Here is an 18,267-nt window from a genome sequence, read left to right as displayed (position 1 = left end):
CCTCACCCGCACTCACAGGCAGGTCTCAGCGGCCGTCCAGCCCGCTGATGGGCGGTGTTCCTACCTTGCTGTCCATGACGGGACACCACAAGGACACCTCCCTCCCCCGGCGCCGCGCCCTCCTGGTCGCGGGCGGCACGGTCGCCGCCGGCGGACTCGCCCTCGCCGGGTACCAGACGGCGTTCGCCGACGCCGAGAGCGGCGCCGACAGCAGCACCGAGAGCGGGACCGACAGCGGGACCGCGGCCGGCGCGTCGGCCTCCGCCGATTCCACCGCCGGCGCGTGCATGACCCTGATGACCAGCGTCACGGAGGGGCCCTACTACCTCGACGGCGCCCTGGTGCGCAAGGACATCACCGAGGGCAAGAGCGGAGTGCCGCTGACCCTGCGGCTCACCGTCGTCGACGCCACGGACGGCTGCACCCCGGTCGCGGGCGCCGCCGTGGAGATCTGGCACTGCGACGCCTGGGGCTACTACTCCGGCTACACCACCGCCAACCCCGGCGGTTCCGCCCCGGCCGAGAGCGAGGACGGCTCCACCGCGAACGACGGCGCCTACCTGCGCGGCTACCAGATCGCCAACGCCAACGGCGTGGTCAAGTTCGAGACGATCTTCCCGGGCTGGTACACGCCCCGCACCTGCCACATCCACCTCAAGGTGCACACCGGCGGCCAGAAGGAGGACGGCTCCTACGAGGGCGGCAAGGTCAACCACACCGGCCAGTTGTTCCTCCCCGACGACGTCGCCGAGGAGATCTTCGCCCTGGAGCCCTACGCCCGGCACACCGGCAGCTACACCGTGCTCGCCGACGACATGGTCTACGACGGCGGCGGCGCGTCGAGCGGGCTGCTGACGCTGAAGGCGGTCCACAGGGCCGACCCGTCCAAGGGCTACAAGGGGTCCCTCGTCCTCGGCGTCGACCCCGACGCCGAGAACACCGGCGCGGGCGGTGGCGGCGGAGGCGGCGGCACGGGCGGCACGCCCCCGGGCGACGCCCCGACGGGCGCCCCGCCGAGCGACGCCCCGACGGCGTCCGCGTCCTCCTGAGGCAGCTCATGCCCGGTCGTGAGGACGAGGAGCTCGCGCAGGCCGCGGTGGCCGCGCTGACGGGCCAGCTGGCGCTGGCCCCCAAACCCGGCCTGCCCGATCCCCGCGACCGGGCCGCCCGGGTCACCCGCAGGGACCACTGCGCGCTGCGCTGGTCGGCCAGGGCGCTCGCGCCCGGACTCGCGGCGATGGCCGCAGCCGCCCGCCGCACCGGCGAGCCCACGCCCGGGCTCCGCGCGGAGCTGGGCGCGATCGGACGGTGCGCCGAGCACTCGGTGGGCCTCGCCGGCGGCGGGCACCGGGGCGCCCTGTGGACGCTCGGCCTGCTGGTGGCGGCGGCCGCCCTCGACCCCTGTGCGCGGGGCGTCGAGGTCACCGCGACCGCCAAGCGGATCGCCGCCCACCCCGACCGGGCGGCCCCGCGCCGCCCCTCGCGGGGCGCGACGGTCTCGGCGAAGTACGGCGCGGCCGGCGCCCGCGGTGAGGCCCGCGCCGGATTCCCGCATGTGCGCAGGGCGTTGGACGCCCTGGCGCGGGCGCGCACGGCGGGCGCCGGGGAGGCGGAGGCCCGCCTCGACGGCCTGCTCACCGTGATGTCGACCCTCCAGGACACCGAACTCCTGCACACGGCCGGGCCCTTGGGGCTGCGTCACGTGCAGGCGGGCGCCCGCGCGGTCCTCGAAGCAGGCGGCACGTCGACGGAACCCGGCGCGAAGGCCCTGGACGCCTTCGACGCGGACCTCCACACGCGCGCGTGGAGCCCCCGCGGCAGCGCGGGCCTCCTGGCGGGCGCCCTCTTCGTCGACTCCCTCCCCACCGCTGCACCCACGACACGCGCCCGGACGTGATGCGCCCGAGCGGGATGTGCGCGGACGCGATGCGCCCGGACGGGATGCGCCCGGACGGGATGCGTGCGGACGGGATGCGTGCGGACGGGATGCGTGCGGACGGGAGTTGCATGGACGGGAGTTGCATGGACGGGAGTTGCATGGACGGGAGTTGCATGGACGGGAGTTGCATGGACGGCAGCCGGGCGACACGGCCACAGCAGGTCCCGCCACGCGGCCACCCCGCCACCGCCCCACCCGGCCACCCCGCCACCGCCCCACCCGGCCACCGCCTCACCCCGTCACCCGGCCACCGCCTCACCCGGTAGCCGGTGCCGGTGCCGTCGAAGGTGCCGGTACCGCACCCGTCGCCGGGGCAGTCGCCGTCGGCGCCCCCGCCCCCGCTGCCGCCGACGCCCCGGCCTTCTCCGCGTCCCGTCCCCCCGCCGCCCACCGGGCCGCCGGGCCCATGGCGTAGGACGCCGCCACCATCGCCGCGCCCAGCAGCAGCCAGCCCGGCGTGCCCCACTCGACCAGCAGCCACGTCAGGACCAGCGGGCCGAGGGTGCGGGCCACGGTGACGCCGGTGCCGAACAGGCCCTGGTACTCGCCGACGCGGTCGGCCGGGGCCAGGTCGAAGGAGAGCTGCCAGGAACCCGCGGACTGCCCCATCTCGGCGGCCGCCTGCAGCACCGACCCCAGCACCAGGACGCCCGCCGCCACCCACGGGGACGCCCCCGCGGACAGGGCGAACACCGCGCAGGCGGCGCACATCACCCAGCCCGCGCGGCGCACCGCGCGCATGGCGCTCGCCGGCCCGGTCACCCCGCGCGCCGCCCGCACCTGGAACACCGTCACCGCGGCCGTGTTGAGGACGAACAGCGCGGACACCAGCCAGGCCGGCGCCCCCGTCCGCTCGGTGATCCACAGCGGCAGCACGAGGCTCAGCAACGGCATCCGCAGCAGCAGCACGGTGTTGAGGAGCGCCACCAGCGCATAGGGACGGTCCCGGAGCACCCCGAGGCCGCTTCCGCCCGGGTGGAGCGCCCGCGGCGCGACCCGGGGCAGCGCGGCGAGCAGCAGCGCGCACACCAGGAAGCTCGCCGCGTCGACGGCGAACACGCCGAGGTAGGCCGCCCGGGTGCCGGCGTGCAGCGCGAGCCCGCCGAGCCCGGCGCCCACGGCCAGCCCCGCGTTCAGCGTCGCCTGCAGGCGCGCCAGCAGCCCCGTCCGCTCGTCGGCCGGCGTCAGTCCGGCCAGAAGGGCCTGCCGGGCCGCCGCCAGCCCCGACTGCGCGGCCGCGTAGCCGCACGCCACGAGGACGAACGGCACGAACCCGCGCACGAGGGTGAAGGACGCCACCGCGAGCCCCGTCGCCACCGCCAGCAGCACCGCCGTCCCACGGGCCCCGTGCCGGTCGGCGAGTCGGCCCAGGGGCACCCCGGCCAGCGAGCCGACCGCCCACCCGAGGGTGAGGCCGAGCCCCACGCGCGCGGGGGCGAGACCGATCACCTGCGTGAAGTACAGGGCCGACGTGGTGTAGTACGCCCCGTCCCCGACCGAGTTGCTCAGCTGGGCGAGTGCGAGGAGGCGCTGAGGGCGGGTCCGCTGGTCGAGAGTCTTCGGCATACCCCCGACGCTAGAACCCGGGTGGGCCTGTCGACAGCACCAATCCGGGCCCGTGGAACTGGTCCAATCACTCTCCGTCCAGCACCTTCGCCAGCACGTCCAGCGCCTGCGGATACAGCCGTTCCCTGGGGGTGCCGTACCCGACGACCAGGCCTTGCGCGGTTGCGGCGCCCGGTGTGTGCCAGTGGTCGCCGAGCCGGCCCACCGCCAGCCCTTCGGCCTCCGCCCGTGCGATCGTCGCCTCCTCGTCGCGGACGTCCACCAGCGCGTGCAGTCCGGCCGCGATCCCGCGTACGTCCCGGCGCCTTCCCAGCCGTTCCAGCAGCAGGTCCCGGCGGCGCCGGTAGCGCAGCCGGGACGCGCGGACGTGCCGGTCGTAGGCGTGGCTGTCGATCAGCTCGGTGAGCGCCAGCTGGCCGATCGACTCGGTGTGGTGGTCGCTGTGCAGCTTGGCGTCCGCGACCGCGTCGACCAGCTGCGGCGGCAGCACCATCCAGCCGAGCCGCAGCGCGGGACCGAGGGTCTTGGAGGCGGTGCCCAGGTAGGCGACCTGCCCGGGCGCCATGCCCTGGAGCGCGCCCACCGGCTGCCGGTCGTAGCGGAACTCCCCGTCGTAGTCGTCCTCGACGATCAGCGCGTCACGCGCGCGTGCCCACTCGGTCAGGGCGCGCCGCCGGCCCGGCGCCAGCGTCACGCCCGTGGGGTACTGGTGGGCGGGCGTGACGACCACGGCGCGCGCGTCGCCCAGGTCGGCGACGCGCACCCCCTGCTCGTCGACCGGCGCCGGCGTCACGGTCCCGCCGTTGCGCCGTACGACCTCGCGGTGGAAGGGCAGCCCCGGGTCCTCCATCGCGACCCGGCCGCCGTCCAGCACGCGCGTGAGGAGCGCGAGGCCCTGCACGTACCCGGAGGTGACCACGATCCGCTCGGGCGGTGCGATGACGCCCCGCGCCCGCCCCAGGTACTCCGACAGCGCGGTGCGCAGCTCGACGCGGCCGCGCGGGTCGCCGTAGTCGTACGCGAGCGAGGGCGCCGTCGCGATGGCGCGGCGCAGCGCGCGCAGCCAGGCCGCCGCGGGGAACGTCCCGACGTCGGGGCTGCCGGGACGCAGGTCGAAACGCGGCTCACGCGCGCGCGTGGCGGCGCCCAGCGGATCGGCCGCGGCGGGCGGCAGGACGGCGACCCGGGTGCCCGAGCCCTGCCGTGCCGTCAGGTAGCCCTCGGCGACCAGCTGGTCGTAGGCGGCCTTCACGGTGTTGCGGGAGATGCCGGTCTCGGCGGCGAGCCGCCGGGTGGCGGGCAGCCGGCTTCCCGGCGCCAGCCGCCCCTCCCGCACGGCGTCCCGCAGCGCCCGTTCCAGCCCCGCCCGCCGCCCCTCGCCGCTGTCGGGCTCGAGATGCAGATCGACGCCCACCCCGGACCAGAAATCGTTCACCAAGTCCCCCCTGGACATGAAAACCCCCGGACGGCGCGGTCGCCCCGACCCGGGTAGAGCCGGACCCGGGAAAGGCCGGACCCGGGTGGAGCCGGGCACGGGAAGGGCCGGGCACTCACCAGTACCCGGCCCCGTACCCGGCCGTCGTGCGGACCGTCAGCCCTTCAGCGAAGCCATCCAGACCTCGACCTCGTCGGAGCGGCGCGGCAGACCGTCCGACAGGTTCCGGTTGCCGTCGTGCGTGACGAGGATGTCGTCCTCGATGCGGACGCCGATTCCCCGGTACTCCTCGGGCACCGTCAGGTCGTCGGCCTGGAAGTACAGGCCGGGCTCGACCGTGAGCACCATGCCGGGCTCCAGCGTGCCGTCGACGTACGACTCCACGCGCGCGGCGGCGCAGTCGTGGACGTCCATGCCGAGCATGTGACCGGTGCCGTGCAGCGTCCAGCGCCGCTGCAGGCCGAGCTCGAGGACGCGCTCCACCGGGCCCTCGACGAGGCCCCACTCGACGAGCTTCGCGGTGAGCACGCGCTGCGCGGCGTCGTGGAAGTCGCGGTACTTGGCACCCGGCCGGACGGCCTCGATGCCGGCCTCCTGGGCCTCGTACACCGCGTCGTAGACCTGCTTCTGGATCTCGGTGAACCGGCCGTCGACGGGCAGCGTGCGCGTGACGTCGGCGGTGTAGTACGTGTGCGTCTCGACGCCCGCGTCGAGCAGCAGCAGGTCGCCGGAGCGCACGGGTCCGTCGTTGCGCACCCAGTGCAGGGTGCAGGCGTGCGGGCCGGCCGCGGCGATGGTGCCGTAACCGACGTCGTTGCCCTCCACGCGCGCGCGGAGGAAGAACGTGCCCTCGATGTAGCGCTCGCTCGTGGCCCGGGCGGAGTCGAGGACCTTCACGACGTCCTCGAAGCCGCGGACCGTGGAGTCGACGGCCTTCTGCAGTTCGCCGATCTCGAAGTCGTCCTTGACCAGCCGGGCCTCGGAGAGGAAGACGCGCAGCTCCTCGTCGCGTTCGGCGGTGACCTTGTCGGTCAGGGCCGCCTCGACGCTCGCGTCGTGACCGCGCACGACGCGCACCGGACCGGTCGCCTCGCGCAGCCGGTCGGCCAGCTCGCGCACGTCGGAGGCCGGGATGCCGTACAGCTTCGCCGCCTCGGCGAGCGAGTGCCGGCGGCCGACCCACAGCTCGCCGTGGCCGGACAGCCAGAACTCGCCGTTCTCGCGGTCGGAGCGCGGCAGCAGGTAGATCGTGGCCTGGTGACCGTCGTCGACGGGCTCCAGCACCAGGACGCCGTCCTCGGTCTGGTTGCCGGTGAGGTACGCGTACTCGACGGAGGCGCGGAAGGCGTACTCGGTGTCGTTGGAGCGGGTCTTCAGGTTGCCCGCCGGGATCACCAGCCGCTCGCCCGGGAAACGCGCGGAGAGCGCGGCCCGGCGGGCGGCGGTCTCGCCGGCCTGGGCGATCGGCTCCAGGTCGCGCAGCTCGGTGTCCGCCCAGCCGGCCTTCATGTTCTCGGCCAGCTCGTCGGAGACGCCCGGGTACAGGCCGTTCTTCCGCTGCTTGACGGGCTCCTCGGGCTCAGTCTCCGGGCCCGCTGCGGTGGCAGCGTCATCCGGCACAGCCGGGGTGGGCTCGTCGGCCATGGTCATCCTCCTAGATACGGCACTGGACCCCCTCCATCGTACGGTCGTACGGAAGGGGGCCCAGGCCCGAATGACCTCTTACCCGCGGTGGCCGCCGCCCTCCTCGAAACGGGCCGCCAGCAGCACCACGTCCTCGTCGCTGTCCTGCTCGTACAGGCCGTCCGGCAGCATCGTGCGCAGTACGTGATCGGCGACCGCCCCGGGATCCTGACGCAGCGCCTTCGGCACCCCGGCGGCCGCCGCGTGCAGCCGGGCGAAGGCGCGGTCGGCGGGGTCGCCGGTGCGGTGCAGCAGTCCGTCGGTGTAGAGCAGCACCGTCTCGCCGGGCTCGGCCTCCAGCTCGACGCTGGGCGCCTCCCAGCAGGCCAGCATGCCCAGGGGCGCGGAGACGGAGGTCTCCACGAACTCCGTGCGCCGCTCCCCGACGAGCAGCGGCGGGCAGTGTCCCGCGCCGGCCAGGGTGATCTTGCGCAGGGCCGGTTCGCAGTACGCGAACAGCGCGGTGGCGGACCGCGCGGGCTCGGTCAGCCGCAGCAGCAGCTCCAGGTCGGACAGGACGGCGACGGGGTCCTCGCCCTCCATCACCGCGTACGCCCGCAGGGAGGCGCGCAGCCGGCCCATCGCGGCGACGGCGCTCGGCCCGGACCCGGTGACGGCCCCGACGGCCAGACCCAGGGCGGCGTCCGGCAGCGGCAGCGCGTCGTACCAGTCACCGCCGCCGCGGGGGCCGGTGCGGTGCCGCGCGGCGAGCTGGACGCCGGGCACGCGCGGCAGCCGGGACGGCAGCAGCTCCTCGGACATCGTCCTCATGCACGTGCGGGTGCGCTCGAGCTCCACGAGCCGCGCCAGGTGCTCGGCGGCGTAGCGGACGTACAGGCCGATCAGGTGGCGCTGGCGCTCGCCCGGCTCGGCGGGCTCGTCGTACAGCCACACGGCCGCGCCCAGCCGGCCCGACGCGCCGTCCGGCTCCAGCGGCAGCGCGTAGCTGGCGGCGTAGCCGAGGCGGGCGGCCACCTCGCGGTGGCGGGGGTCCAGGCCGTCGCCGGAGAGGAGGTCGGGCTCGGTGATCTCCCCTTCGCCGCCGGGCAGCCCGTCGAGGATGCGGCCGTAGGACAGGGCGCTGCGCGGGACGGTCTCGATGTGGCCGAGGTCGGCGCGGCCGAGGCCCAGTCCGATGGTGGTGTCGGGGCCCAGTCCGTCGGCCGGTTCGAGGACGACGAGGCCGCGGCGGGCGCCCACGAGGGCGGCTCCGGCGTGCAGCAGTTCCCGGAGGGCGTCCTGCAGCACGACCGTGCGGGCCAGGCGTTCGGTGAGCTCGTGCAGGGTGGTGAGGTCCGAGACCCAGCCGGCCAGCCGGTCCGTCAGCAGCGCCCCGGGGCCCGACATGCCGGGCGGGCCGGACGACGGGTCCGCGGAGACGGAGGCGGCGGCCGGGACGGCTGAACCGCCCGGGACGGCGGGCGCGGGCGGGACAGTGTGTGCGGGCGAGGGAACCGTTGGATCGATTCCGGCCACTTTCGGAGGGTGAGGGGCGTTCATGGCGTCCGGCTCTCGGACCGGAGCGTATTGCTCAAAAGCATCGCAAACCCCCATGTCATTCTGCGCCGCTAGCGGTGTCTCCACATGTACACGCACTCGTGAGGGGATGTCCAGCATTGTCCTGCCGGGCTCGCTGGTGTCCACGGGGTCTTTGGGAGAATCGCGCACGGTTCTTCCGGCTCCCTTGCGAAATTGCAAGATTGGCTTAAAACTGCCTCGGGTAACGGTTGATTGCGGTCGACTGGCCTTGTTCCACGGAGCGTCACAGCGGTCGTGATGGGTACGTACTCGGTAAGGGCCAGGGGTCGTCGGGAGCTCGTGGGGAGCCTCCGGAACCTGGTGACCGCGCCGGGCGTCATAGCCATCGACGACCGTGCCCCATCCTCCCGCGGCGGAGGCGGAGAGAAATACGCGCGACGTTAAACGCCAGACTTCGCCACCCCACGCCACGCCCAGGCATTTAGATGGACGCGAGTCGGACCGAGTGGCCGCGCGAGCAGCCACCGCTCGACCCCGAGGGGTTCCCCTTGTTCCGCACAGGGGTGTGATGCGCCAACAGGTACGCACAGTGAAGTGATCGACACATGGTGTGATGTGGCCCACGGTGTTGCCAGCGGTGCAACGGAAAGGAACGAGCGCTCATGCGCGAGATCCTCGGAAAGCGACGCAGGCTCCTGTCCCAGTCCGGCGACGCGGGACCTGAGTTGATCGACTCGGCCCTGACGTTCGCGACGGACTGGCAGTGGCCCGTCCTCCCGGGAGCGGCGGCCGACCAGCGGAGCACCTCCCGCTGCACCTGCCCCGACCCGGAGTGCACGGTCCCCGGTGCTCACCCCTTCGACCCCGGCCTCCTCGCGGCCACCTGCGACGCGCGCATGGTGCGCTGGTGGTGGGGCAACCGGCCGGCGGCGCCGATCATCCTGGCCACCGGGGGCGCCGCCCCCTGCGCGGTCAGCCTCCCCGCCCTCGCGGCGTCGCGCGCGCTCGTGGCGCTCGACCAGCAGGGCATGCGCCTCGGGCCGGTCGTCGCCTCGCCCACGCGCTGGTCCGTCCTCGTCCGGCCGTACTCGATGGAGCAGCTGGGCGAGCTGCTCTACGCCAAGGACTTCGTGCCGGGCTCCCTGCGCTTCCACGGCGAGGGCGGCTACCTGGCCCTGCCCCCGTCGGTGACGGGCGGCGGGGACATCCGCTGGGAGCGGGCTCCGCTGCCCGGCTCGGCCTCGCCCTGGGTGCCCGACGTCGAAGCCGTGGTGGACGCCGTCGTGGACGCCCTCACTCGTACGGGTGTGAGCGCCCCCGAGTTGTAGGGGTGTCGGGCGCGCGCCGACCGGGACGTCCGCGTTCGCCCTCTATCTTCCGCTACATGAACCTTCGTCTGCTCGCCCTCGGGGGCGCCGTGGCCTGCGCGATCGCCCTGCCCCTGGCCATGGCGTCCGCGGGGCCGGCCGGCGAAGGCGGACGCGCGGACCACCGGGCCGGCGTGCACGCGGACGGCAGGCCCCTGTCCGACGCGGCCGGCGGGCGGGCCGAAGGCGAGGCGGACCGGCGCACGGGCTCCGTCGTCGGCGCCGTCGGCACCGGTGCGGCCGGCCATCTGCGCGCGATCGGCGAGGCCCCCGAGACGCCGTCCGCCGCGCCCTCCGGGTCGCCGCTGACGCTGGGGCTCGGCCTGGCCACCGCCGCCCGCTGCGGCCCCGAGCTGACCTCCCCCGAGGGCGTGGAGGCGCAGACCTGTGTGCTCTCCCAGGGCGAGGACACCTGGGCGCGCACGTACTACCGCAACGCCACAGGGCGAGCTCTGGAGGCCTTCCTGAGCCTCATGGGCCCCGCGGGCCGCACCGTGCAGACGAGGTGCGCGGTGGCCGCCGAGGACGAGCCGGAGTCCTGTGAGACGCCCCACGAGCCGAGCCGTGGAAAGCCGGCCGCGTACACGGCGGTCACGGAATTCGCCGAAGCGATCGGGGACGGTCCGCTGCTGCTGCGCTCCGGGAGCAACTTCCGTACGGATACAGGCAGTTGACGTGCGGCGTCGGTGCGTGAGCGAAACCGGAAACAGAAGAACCCGGTTGCTGGCGACGGGGGATGCACCAGCAACCGGGCTACTCGAACGGTAACAAGAGAACGGCGCTACGCAAATTCGATCTCTTGTTTTCATCGGCTTTCCGGACACCGGCGAATCCCCGTCCGAGGCCTCGACTCGCCTTTTTTCGGGGGCAGTTGTGAGCGGGCTCACGCCGGCCCCCGATGTCCCGGCCGCTGACCGGCCGGTCAGCGCGGCCGTCTTTCGCGCCTGTGCGTCAGCTGAGCGTCACCTGTCGGTTGGTCAGCCCGCCGCGGGCGCGGCGCTCGTCGGCGGTGAGCGGCGCGTCCGCGGCCAGCGCCCCGGCGAGGCGCTCGGCGAACTCGGCGGCCGGCTTCTCCACGTCGTCCGCGGTGACCGAGCTCGGCAGGTCCCAGACCGGCACCAGCACGCCGTGCGCCCGGAACGAGCCCACCAGCCGCGTGCCCTCGCCGAGGCCGGAGCCGCCCGCCGCGTGCAGCCGCGCAAGGGCGTCCAAAAGCTGCTCCTCCGGGTGCGGCATGACCCAGCGCAGGTGGTTCTTGTCCGGCGTCTCGCACCAGTACGCGGCGTCGACGCCGGTCAGCTTCACGGTCGGGATCGCCGCGGCGTTGGCGCGCTCCAGGGAGGCGGCCACGTCCGGCACGGCGTTCTCCGGGTCCGGGACCCAGAACTCGAAGCCGCTGTGCACAACTGGCTCGAACGCGCCTTCGGCATCGAGGAGATCCTGCATCCGCGGGCCGTCCGCCGGGGCGCGGCGCGCCTGCACGGGAGTGCCGGGGTCCGCCTCGAGCGCCCGCTGCAGGGTGTCCGCCAAGTCACGGCTGAGGTCGCCCGACGACGTGTCGTTCTGCAGGCCGAGCAGCACCGATCCGTCGTCGCGGCGCAGCGCGGGCCAGGCCATCGGCAGGACGGTGGCGAGCGTGACGGACGGGACGCCCTCGGGCAGGCCGCCCTTCAGCGTCAGCTCCACCGTGGCGGCCGGCACCAGCTCGCGCAGCGCCACCCAGTCGCACTCGCCCGGCAGGCCCTCGAACGGACGCTGTACCAGCTCGGTCACCGCGTGCGCGGCGGCCCGGCCGTGGCAGGCCTTGTAGCGGCGGCCGCTGCCGCACGGGCAGGGCTCCCGCGCGCCGACGACCGGGATGTCCGCGTCGGTGGGCTGCGGCCGCTTGGCCGTCGTCTGGGGTCGCTTCTTGGCCATCTGGGTGTCTCCCGGTTACGGCTCGTCTGGTACGGCGGGAGCCTAGCCGTTCGTACGCTCCGTCACGGGAACCTGTGGGCGACGCGGCAGTCGTGCGCGACGCCCCGCGCCGCGGTCCGGGACCGCACGGCGACCCGGAGCGGGTCGTCAGTCCAGGTCGTCGAAGGCGTCCGCGAAGTCGAGGCCGGGGATCGAGGCCACCGGCGGGGCGGCGATCCGGCTCGCGAAGTCGTCGCGCCGGCAGCCGGCGTCCGGGTCGTACACGTCCGCGTGGACGACGGCCCACACCGTCACCTCGCCGCGGGCGTCGTCGCGGACGCCCCAGTCGTCGGACAGCGCCGTGATGATGTTGAGCCCGCGGCCGCCGTGGGCGGTGACGGACGGGGTGGCCGGCGCGGGCCGGGTCGGGCCGCCGCCGTCGGTCACCTCGACGACCAGCCGGCCGCCCGGATCGACCCGCCACGCGGCCCGGACGTCGCCGTCCCCGGCCAGGTCGTCGCCCAGCGGTCTGCCGTGCTTGCAGGCATTGCTCAGGAGCTCGGAAAGGATCAGTACGGCGTCGTCGATGACCGATTCCGACACCCCGCCCCTGCGCAGCTGATCGCGCATGCGGTGTCTCGCGTTTCCCACGCCCGCAGGGCCATGGGATACGGCCATGCTCGACGACGCGGGCACCTCCTGTGCCACCACCAACGCCACCCCCGAGACCTCCTTCGCCCCACGCCACGGAGTGGATGCCCCATTGGCCTGTACCGGAAACCGGCCAATGCAGGTCCGGCGACGCATTCGGAACGGCCGAACACGCAGCGAACGCGCCGGAGCACTCCCTGTGAGCGCCTGTTCAGTGCGTGGCTGAATTTGGACGGTATGGCTGGAACGGAGAATGCTGTAGGCGTGCTGTGTGGTCAAGAGGTGTGGATGGGGCTTGTGGGACTTCTGTGACTTTCTCCGAATGGACATCGGCCCGTTCTCACCCCGGAGCCGGGGTGTGCGAGCTGAGGGGCGGGGCCCGCGGCCCCGGGCTCGGGATCAGCGGCCCAGTCGTCCGAGCACCGCGCGCGGGCGGTTGGTGATGATGGCGTCGACGCCCAGTTCGACGCAGAGGTCGACGTCGTCGGGCTCGTTCACCGTCCACACGTGCACCTGGTGCCCGGCCCGCTTCAGCCGCTGGACGTAGGCGGGGTGGCTGCGCACGATCCGCATCGACGGGCCGGCGATCCCGACGCCCGCGGGCAGTCGTCCGTCGCGCAGCCGGGGCGAGACGAACTGCATCAGGTACACGGTCGGCATCGTGGGAGCGGCGGCGCGCACCCGGTGCAGCGAGCGGGCCGAGAAGCTCATGATCCGCACCGGGGACTCGACCGCCGACGACGGGGCGTCCAGGCCGAACGTCTTGAGGAGCGTCAGCAGCCGCTCCTCCACCTGTCCGGCCCACCGTGTCGGATGCTTGGTCTCGATGGCCAGTTCCACCCGGCGTCCCGCGTCGGAGACGAGCTCCAGCAGCCGTTCGAGGGTCAGGACGGAGGTCTCCTCGCGGTCCTCGGGCCGCACCTCCCAGTCCGGGTCCTCCTCGCGCGCCTGCCAGGCGTCACGGGCCTCCTTCGTCTTCCAGGAGCCGAAGTCCAGCGCCGCGAGATCGGCGAGCTCCAGGGCGGAGACCGCGCCGCGGCCGTTGGACGTACGGTTGACGCGACGGTCGTGCACGCAGACGAGATGACCGTCCGCGGTCAACCGTACGTCGCACTCGAGGGCGTCCGCGCCGTCCTCGATCGCCTTCCTGTACGCGGCCAGGGTGTGCTCGGGGGCCTCCTCGGAAGCGCCTCGGTGAGCGACGACTTGAATGTGGTGCTGCCGTGCGTGAGTCACCGCGTCATCGTGCCACCGGGACGCAGCCGTCTGAGAACCCTCTGAGATGTTTCGATGATGCGCGCTTATTGTGCGTAATACCCCTTATAAAGAATGGCCAAGGACCCACAGCCACCGCTTATGGTGCTCTGACGGCCCGTGGGAAAAGCTGAGACGTACACAGGAACACCTGTACCGCTTCAGCGCGCGACGAGCGTGACCTGAGTACGACCGACGACAACAGCCGTGGATCGAGGAGAAGAGCTGTGAGCACCGAGAACGAGGGCAAGAACGAGGGCACCCAGGTACCCCCGGCCCCGTCCGCACCCCCCGTGCCGGTGGATTCTCCCTCGGCCTCCGCGCAGCAGCCCGGGCCGGACGCGGGCGCGACCACCACCGAGCTCCCGGCGACGTCCGTACAGGCGCCGGAGGCGCCGGCCCACGCGGCGAGCGCTCCCGAGGCCGACTGGCCGCCGCCCGCCGCACCGCAGGGCGCACCCGCCCCGACGGACGGCGACTGGCCGCCGCCGGCCCCGTCGTCGGCGCACCCGGCCGCCGCCCCGCACGGCTCTCCGGCCGCCTCCGAAGGCGACTGGCCGGCCCACGCCCCGGCCGCGCCGGTGTACGCCGACGCGGGCACGCACGCGTACGGCGACGGCGGCACGGGCACGCACGCGTACGGGGACGGCGCCTCCGCGGCCGCCGGCGGGATCGGCGGCGCCGGTGACGCCGGTGGGAGTGGGACCGTCTGGGGCGCGTCCTACCAGCAGCCCGCGCCGAAGTCGGGCCGGGGACGCGGCGGGCTCGTCGCCGCGATCCTGGTCGCCGCGCTGGTGGCGGGCGGCCTCGGCGGCGGCCTCGGCTACACGCTCGCCAAGAACGACGACGACACCGGCTCGACCACCGTCTCCTCCTCCACCAACGGCGGCGAGGTCAAGCGCGACCCCGGCACCGTCGCCGGCGTCGCCGCGAAGGCCCTGCCCAGCACGGTGACCATCCAGGCCGAGTCCAGCAGCGGCGAGGGCGGCACCGGCACCGGCTTCGTGTTCGACACCCAGGGCCACATCGTCACCAACAACCACGTGGTCGCCGAAGCGGTCGACGGCGGCAAGGTGACGGCCACCTTCCCGAACGGGAAGAAGTACAACGCCGAGGTCGTGGGGCACGCCCAGGGCTACGACGTCGCCGTCATCAAGCTCAAGAACGCCCCCTCGGACCTGAAGCCGCTCACTCTCGGCAACTCCGACAAGGTGGCGGTCGGCGACTCGACGATCGCGATCGGCGCGCCCTTCGGCCTGTCCAACACGGTCACCACCGGCATCATCAGCGCGAAGAACCGCCCCGTGGCCTCCAGCGACAGCACCGGCAGCTCGGCCTCCTACATGAGCGCCCTGCAGACGGACGCCTCCATCAACCCGGGCAACTCGGGCGGCCCGCTGCTGGACGCCTCGGGCAACGTCATCGGCATCAACTCCGCGATCCAGTCCACCGGCGGCGGCGGCCTCGGCGGCACCACCCAGTCCGGCTCGATCGGCCTCGGCTTCGCCATCCCGATCAACCAGGCCAGGTATGTCGCCCAGCAGCTGATCAAGACCGGCGAGCCCGTCTACGCCAAGATCGGGGCGTCGGTCTCCCTGCAGGACTCCTCGGGCGGCGCGAAGATCACGGACACGGCCGCGGGCGGCGCGTCCGCGGTCGAGGCGGGCGGTCCGGCGGCCAAGGCCGGACTGAAGCCCGGCGACGTCATCACCAAGCTCGACGACATGGTGATCGACAGCGGTCCGACGCTCATCGGCGAGATCTGGACCCACCAGCCCGGCGACAAGGTCACGATCACCTACGAGCGGGACGGCAAGTCCCACACCGTCGACCTGACCCTCGGTTCCCGCAAGGGCGACAACTGATCGTTCGCGGCCAGGCCGCCGGCCGCACGCGCGCGTGACACCCGGCTCCGACGCCGCCCCTCACGCGCGCGTGCGGCTCGTGATCGTTACCGCTGCCCCCGGGACCTGAGGTCAGCCGACGTTCTTCATCGTGGAGCCGGTTCCGCCCGGCTCCTTCGGCGCCCACGCGGGAGCACGGGTCGCGTCCTTGAAATCGGCCGACCTCATCAGAACCCGCCAGCCGTCGTCGCCCGCGTCACCGTCGAGCCGAACGGTGAACTCCTTGACCTGACGGCTGTCATGGAAGTACACGACCACGACTTGGCGCTCCGAGCCGGCGTCATAGAAATCGCCTGTCACACGACCACGGGCGCCGGCGCCGAAGGCCTTGGCCCAGTTCTCGGCGGTCTTGCGGGCCTCCGCCCCGCTGCTGTCGCCGGTCGCCAGCTCGCGAAGGTCGTCCGTCCTGCCGTCGGCGATGTCCCACACGAGCTGTTGCACCACCAGCAGAGAGCCGGTGGAGGGGTAGCCGACCACGCGCAACGGCTCGTGGTCGGCGTACGCCTGCTCGTAGGACGCCCCCGGCCCTCTGGCGTCGGCAGTGCCGCTGTCGAGGACAGCACATCCGGACGTCAGCAGCCCTGCCGCCGCCAACCAGCCGGCCGCCCTGTGGCGCTGCTTCAACCGGGGCATCTCACATCCCTGCTAACCGCGGGTCTTGGGCCTGACGATCGTGACCTTCTCGATCGGGTTCGAGGTGTGAGCGTATCGATTGATCACCTCGTTGAGCGTGGTCTCGTTCTTCAGCCCGTGCTGCACGATCCTCGCCCGCCCCTGCACCATGGCCGAGACGATCGCCACGTGGTTGTAGATCCTCTCCCGCTTCCACTTGAAGAAGACGAGGTCCCCCACCTTGGCGTCGTACTGGTGCGGAATCGTCTTCGCGTTCCGCCACTTGGACACATGCCGACGGAGGTAGTCGGCACTGGTCCAACTCCAGCTCTTGCCGAACCCGTACCTGCCCTGCCACCAGGCGTTGTCCGCCTTGCGACCGCCGGGGCGCATCTTCATCCCGCCCCCGTTGTACAGGGCCTTGGAGACGAAGTTCGCGCAGTCGGTCCGGTACTCCCACCTGGTGTCCAGGTTGTTGTAGGCCCAGTTGGCCGTTCCATGGCCGTTGATCGGCGCGGCGGCTGCGGCCGCGGTCGCCGAATCCGCCGCCGCGGACGCCGGGTTGGCGTCGGGGCCGTAGACGCTCTCGTCGATGAGCGGCTGCGGGTCCTCGTTCTGGTCGGCGGCGATGTCGCCGTTCGCGTCGGGCAGATGCGGATCGGCCGACGGCGCGGGCCAACCGCCCGACGTCCACACCGCGTCGGGAACAGCCGCGGAAAAGCTGTCGGGAAGATCGATGGAAGCGCTGTCGGCAGCTTCCGCAGCTTCCGCAGCTTCCGCAGCTTCCGCTGCTTCCGTGGTGATGCTCGCTGTCTCCGCGACGGCGCCCGAAGCGCCGGGGACGTCCGTGACGGCGTTCGCCGTCCCTGTCGTGATGACGCCGCCGGCGGTGAGGGCGAGCACTGCTGCGCCGGTGATCGTACGGCTGAGCTTGTTGCGCAAGAATCCGGTTCCTTCCCCCTGTGATGAGTCCTGGCCGCATGTCGCGAATCGGTGCGGCTGCGGGACTCGCGACCAGAAGGATGGGGAGGCGGCTGCCTGGGTTCCCGCTCGACTGTTCGAACAACATGTGAGCCACAGCACGCAAATCCAAGGGGACGGCAAGGGGAGAAGCCGAGCGCGGACGGCGTCACTGGCATCCGGAAGCGGGGCCAGTGGCCCCCGTGTGGGCCGCGCCCCCCGAGCAGGGCCCGCGCCGGGTACTCTGTACCCGCTCCGCCCCAGGTGGGCAGGGGCGCAGGTGGGTTGCCCGAGCGGCCTAAGGGAACGGTCTTGAAAACCGTCGTGGCAGCGATGTCACCGTGGGTTCAAATCCCACACCCACCGCACGTGAACGGCCCCTGACCAGGTGAATCGGTCGGGGGCCTTCGTCTTGGCCGGGGTCCGAGGGTTCCCCCTGGAGCAGCAAGCCCTTGTCGAAGGGCTCGGCCAGCGAAGTGGGTGTTCTCTTGGTCCTGCTCCTAGGAGCCCGGACGCCGAGCCTGCGCTTCCTTTGCCACCACTCGCCCCACCCGCCACCCCGCCCGCCGTCGGCCCGCCCGCCGTCGGCCCGCCCGCCGTGGAGCGGGCGTGGTTCCTGGCGTCCGGATGGAGCGCGCCAAGGTGCGAACGACCTCCCGATCCGCAGCATCTGGGCAAGGGCCTGAGCCTCGGTCCCTCGAGTTCGCTGTGGACGGTCGGCTGAAGGGTTCCGCGTCTCCGTGAGCTTTCGTGAGGGCCCGTCGGGGCAGGGTGTTCTCCCGGCCGGTCGGGTCGACGAACCTTTCGCTGCTGATTCTTGACCGGGTGAGCGACTGATCATGACCACTTGTTCGCGCTGCCTTGACCGGGGCGATGTTCCTTTGAGAGGGGCTCCGAGGGAGCCGCTTCGTCGCATCGTGATCGATCGTGAAGGACACGCGTGTCTCGTTCATCCCACGCCGCCGTGGCAGCCCGCGGCATAGGCACTCTCGCGGCCGCGGCCGCTCTCGCCGTCGGCGGCGCGCACGCGGCGCTCGCGTGCAGCATCGGTGACTTCTCCGCCGTGGCCGTCTGCGACGCCGACGGCCACGGCGTCATCCGCGTCACCGACCACGACGCCTCGGGCACGCCGGCCCGGATCGACCTGTACCTCCAGCTGAATCAGCCGATCAACAACCAGCGGCTCATCGAGACCAAGACGCTCGCCCGTCCGACCGCCCGAGGCGTCACCGTCGACTTCGTTCCCGAGTCCTGGTACGCCGGGGAGACGTTCCGGATCCATGTGAAGGCGGGCGACCTGGTGGACGACGACGTCCAGCCCCTGGTCGTCGTGCAGGAGGACACGTGTGCGCCGGGCGCGCCCTCGGCCTCGGCGTCGCCCTCCGTCTCCCCCTCCCCCTCCCCGTCGGCTCCGGCTTCGGCGTCGCCGTCGTCCCCGGGGTCCGCGCCGCCGTCCGACGCGGCGTCGTCGGAGTCCTCGGCCTCGGCCGCTCCCGTGGCCGCCGTGTCGCCGGCGGGCGG

15 protein-coding genes and 1 tRNA gene are annotated in these 18,267 nt (G+C 73.1%); 7 read left to right on the top strand and 9 right to left on the bottom strand.

Translation table 11 applies throughout. The annotated features are described in order from the left end of the window. Positions 1-74 precede the first annotated feature (74 nt). Positions 75-1,049 (top strand): intradiol ring-cleavage dioxygenase, encoded by a 975-nt coding sequence (locus tag ABT300_RS17295; protein ID WP_351676168.1) that lies wholly within the window; start codon positions 75-77, stop codon positions 1,047-1,049. Positions 1,050-1,057: 8 nt separating this feature from the next. Next, positions 1,058-1,897, top strand: a complete 840-nt coding sequence (locus ABT300_RS17290; RefSeq protein ID WP_351676166.1) for a triphosphoribosyl-dephospho-CoA synthase — start codon at positions 1,058-1,060, stop codon at positions 1,895-1,897. Between the two features lie 297 nt (positions 1,898-2,194). Here the strand turns inward: ABT300_RS17290 and ABT300_RS17285 are convergent, their stop codons facing one another. The 4 genes from ABT300_RS17285 to ABT300_RS17270 form a co-directional block, all read right to left on the bottom strand. Then, positions 2,195-3,505, bottom strand: coding sequence for an MFS transporter (locus tag ABT300_RS17285; protein ID WP_351676164.1), 1,311 nt, complete (start codon positions 3,503-3,505; stop codon positions 2,195-2,197). A gap of 67 nt (positions 3,506-3,572) precedes the next feature. Continuing rightward, on the bottom strand, positions 3,573-4,940 hold the full coding sequence (gene pdxR / locus ABT300_RS17280) for a MocR-like pyridoxine biosynthesis transcription factor PdxR (protein ID WP_351676162.1): 1,368 nt from the start codon (positions 4,938-4,940) through the stop codon (positions 3,573-3,575). A gap of 156 nt (positions 4,941-5,096) precedes the next feature. Further along, the gene (locus ABT300_RS17275) at positions 5,097-6,590 is read right to left on the bottom strand and encodes an aminopeptidase P family protein (RefSeq protein ID WP_351676160.1); all 1,494 of its coding nucleotides are present in this window, start codon (positions 6,588-6,590) and stop codon (positions 5,097-5,099) included. A 72-nt stretch (positions 6,591-6,662) separates the two neighbouring features. Next, positions 6,663-8,240, bottom strand: a complete 1,578-nt coding sequence (locus ABT300_RS17270) for a PP2C family protein-serine/threonine phosphatase (RefSeq protein WP_351676214.1) — start codon at positions 8,238-8,240, stop codon at positions 6,663-6,665. A gap of 524 nt (positions 8,241-8,764) precedes the next feature. Here ABT300_RS17270 and ABT300_RS17265 point away from each other — a divergent pair. Both ABT300_RS17265 and ABT300_RS17260 read left to right on the top strand, forming a co-directional pair. Then, the gene (locus ABT300_RS17265) at positions 8,765-9,430 is read left to right on the top strand and encodes a bifunctional DNA primase/polymerase (protein ID WP_351676158.1); all 666 of its coding nucleotides are present in this window, start codon (positions 8,765-8,767) and stop codon (positions 9,428-9,430) included. A gap of 56 nt (positions 9,431-9,486) precedes the next feature. Next, a complete protein-coding gene (locus ABT300_RS17260; RefSeq protein ID WP_351676156.1) occupies positions 9,487-10,143 on the top strand; it encodes a hypothetical protein in 657 nt (218 codons plus the stop codon). Positions 10,144-10,420: 277 nt separating this feature from the next. Here ABT300_RS17260 and ABT300_RS17255 read toward each other — a convergent pair whose 3' ends face one another. The 3 genes from ABT300_RS17255 to ABT300_RS17245 all read right to left on the bottom strand — a co-directional run bounded on the left by ABT300_RS17255 (position 10,421) and on the right by ABT300_RS17245 (position 13,252). Then, complete coding sequence (locus ABT300_RS17255) at positions 10,421-11,386, bottom strand: DUF5926 family protein (protein ID WP_351676154.1); 966 nt, start codon at positions 11,384-11,386, stop codon at positions 10,421-10,423. Between the two features lie 147 nt (positions 11,387-11,533). After that, entirely contained in the window at positions 11,534-12,172 is a 639-nt protein-coding gene (locus tag ABT300_RS17250; protein WP_351676212.1) for an ATP-binding protein, read from the bottom strand. 243 nt (positions 12,173-12,415) lie between these two features. Then, a complete protein-coding gene (locus tag ABT300_RS17245; RefSeq protein ID WP_351676152.1) occupies positions 12,416-13,252 on the bottom strand; it encodes a glycerophosphodiester phosphodiesterase in 837 nt (278 codons plus the stop codon). 245 nt (positions 13,253-13,497) lie between these two features. Between ABT300_RS17245 and ABT300_RS17240 the strand changes: the two genes are divergently transcribed. After that, entirely contained in the window at positions 13,498-15,135 is a 1,638-nt protein-coding gene (locus ABT300_RS17240) for a S1C family serine protease (RefSeq protein WP_351676150.1), read from the top strand. Positions 15,136-15,246: 111 nt separating this feature from the next. Here ABT300_RS17240 and ABT300_RS17235 read toward each other — a convergent pair whose 3' ends face one another. Together ABT300_RS17235 and ABT300_RS17230 are read right to left on the bottom strand one after the other, a co-directional pair. Then, on the bottom strand, positions 15,247-15,807 hold the full coding sequence (locus tag ABT300_RS17235) for a hypothetical protein (RefSeq protein ID WP_351676148.1): 561 nt from the start codon (positions 15,805-15,807) through the stop codon (positions 15,247-15,249). Between the two features lie 12 nt (positions 15,808-15,819). After that, positions 15,820-16,728, bottom strand: a complete 909-nt coding sequence (locus ABT300_RS17230; RefSeq protein WP_351676145.1) for an amidase domain-containing protein — start codon at positions 16,726-16,728, stop codon at positions 15,820-15,822. A gap of 297 nt (positions 16,729-17,025) precedes the next feature. On the opposite strand from ABT300_RS17230, the gene ABT300_RS17225 reads away from it, so the two are divergent. Together ABT300_RS17225 and ABT300_RS17220 are read left to right on the top strand one after the other, a co-directional pair. Beyond that, positions 17,026-17,112: transfer RNA gene (locus ABT300_RS17225), tRNA-Ser, on the top strand. A gap of 574 nt (positions 17,113-17,686) precedes the next feature. Then, a partial coding sequence (locus ABT300_RS17220; protein ID WP_351676142.1) for a hypothetical protein occupies positions 17,687-18,267 on the top strand: 581 nt, incomplete at its 3' end.

Source organism: Streptomyces sp. NPDC001027 (assembly GCF_040299045.1).
Lineage (GTDB): Bacteria > Actinomycetota > Actinomycetes > Streptomycetales > Streptomycetaceae > Streptomyces.
The sequence above is the reverse complement of the archived record's forward strand: the minus strand, read 5'-3'. Positions and strand labels throughout refer to the sequence as shown.

Bases quoted from the DNA above. Each gene is read 5' to 3' on its own strand.
- ABT300_RS17290 (WP_351676166.1), top strand. From the start codon at position 1,058: ATGCCCGGTCGTGAGGACGAGGAGCTCGCGCAGGCCGCGGTGGCCGCG.
- ABT300_RS17270 (WP_351676214.1), bottom strand. From the start codon at position 8,240: ATGCTGGACATCCCCTCACGAGTGCGTGTACATGTGGAGACACCGCTA.
- ABT300_RS17265 (WP_351676158.1), top strand. From the start codon at position 8,765: ATGCGCGAGATCCTCGGAAAGCGACGCAGGCTCCTGTCCCAGTCCGGC.
- ABT300_RS17285 (WP_351676164.1), bottom strand. From the start codon at position 3,505: ATGCCGAAGACTCTCGACCAGCGGACCCGCCCTCAGCGCCTCCTCGCA.
- ABT300_RS17260 (WP_351676156.1), top strand. From the start codon at position 9,487: ATGAACCTTCGTCTGCTCGCCCTCGGGGGCGCCGTGGCCTGCGCGATC.
- ABT300_RS17275 (WP_351676160.1), bottom strand. From the start codon at position 6,590: ATGACCATGGCCGACGAGCCCACCCCGGCTGTGCCGGATGACGCTGCC.
- ABT300_RS17250 (WP_351676212.1), bottom strand. From the start codon at position 12,172: ATGCGTCGCCGGACCTGCATTGGCCGGTTTCCGGTACAGGCCAATGGG.
- ABT300_RS17235 (WP_351676148.1), bottom strand. From the start codon at position 15,807: ATGCCCCGGTTGAAGCAGCGCCACAGGGCGGCCGGCTGGTTGGCGGCG.
- ABT300_RS17295 (WP_351676168.1), top strand. From the start codon at position 75: ATGACGGGACACCACAAGGACACCTCCCTCCCCCGGCGCCGCGCCCTC.
- ABT300_RS17255 (WP_351676154.1), bottom strand. From the start codon at position 11,386: ATGGCCAAGAAGCGACCCCAGACGACGGCCAAGCGGCCGCAGCCCACC.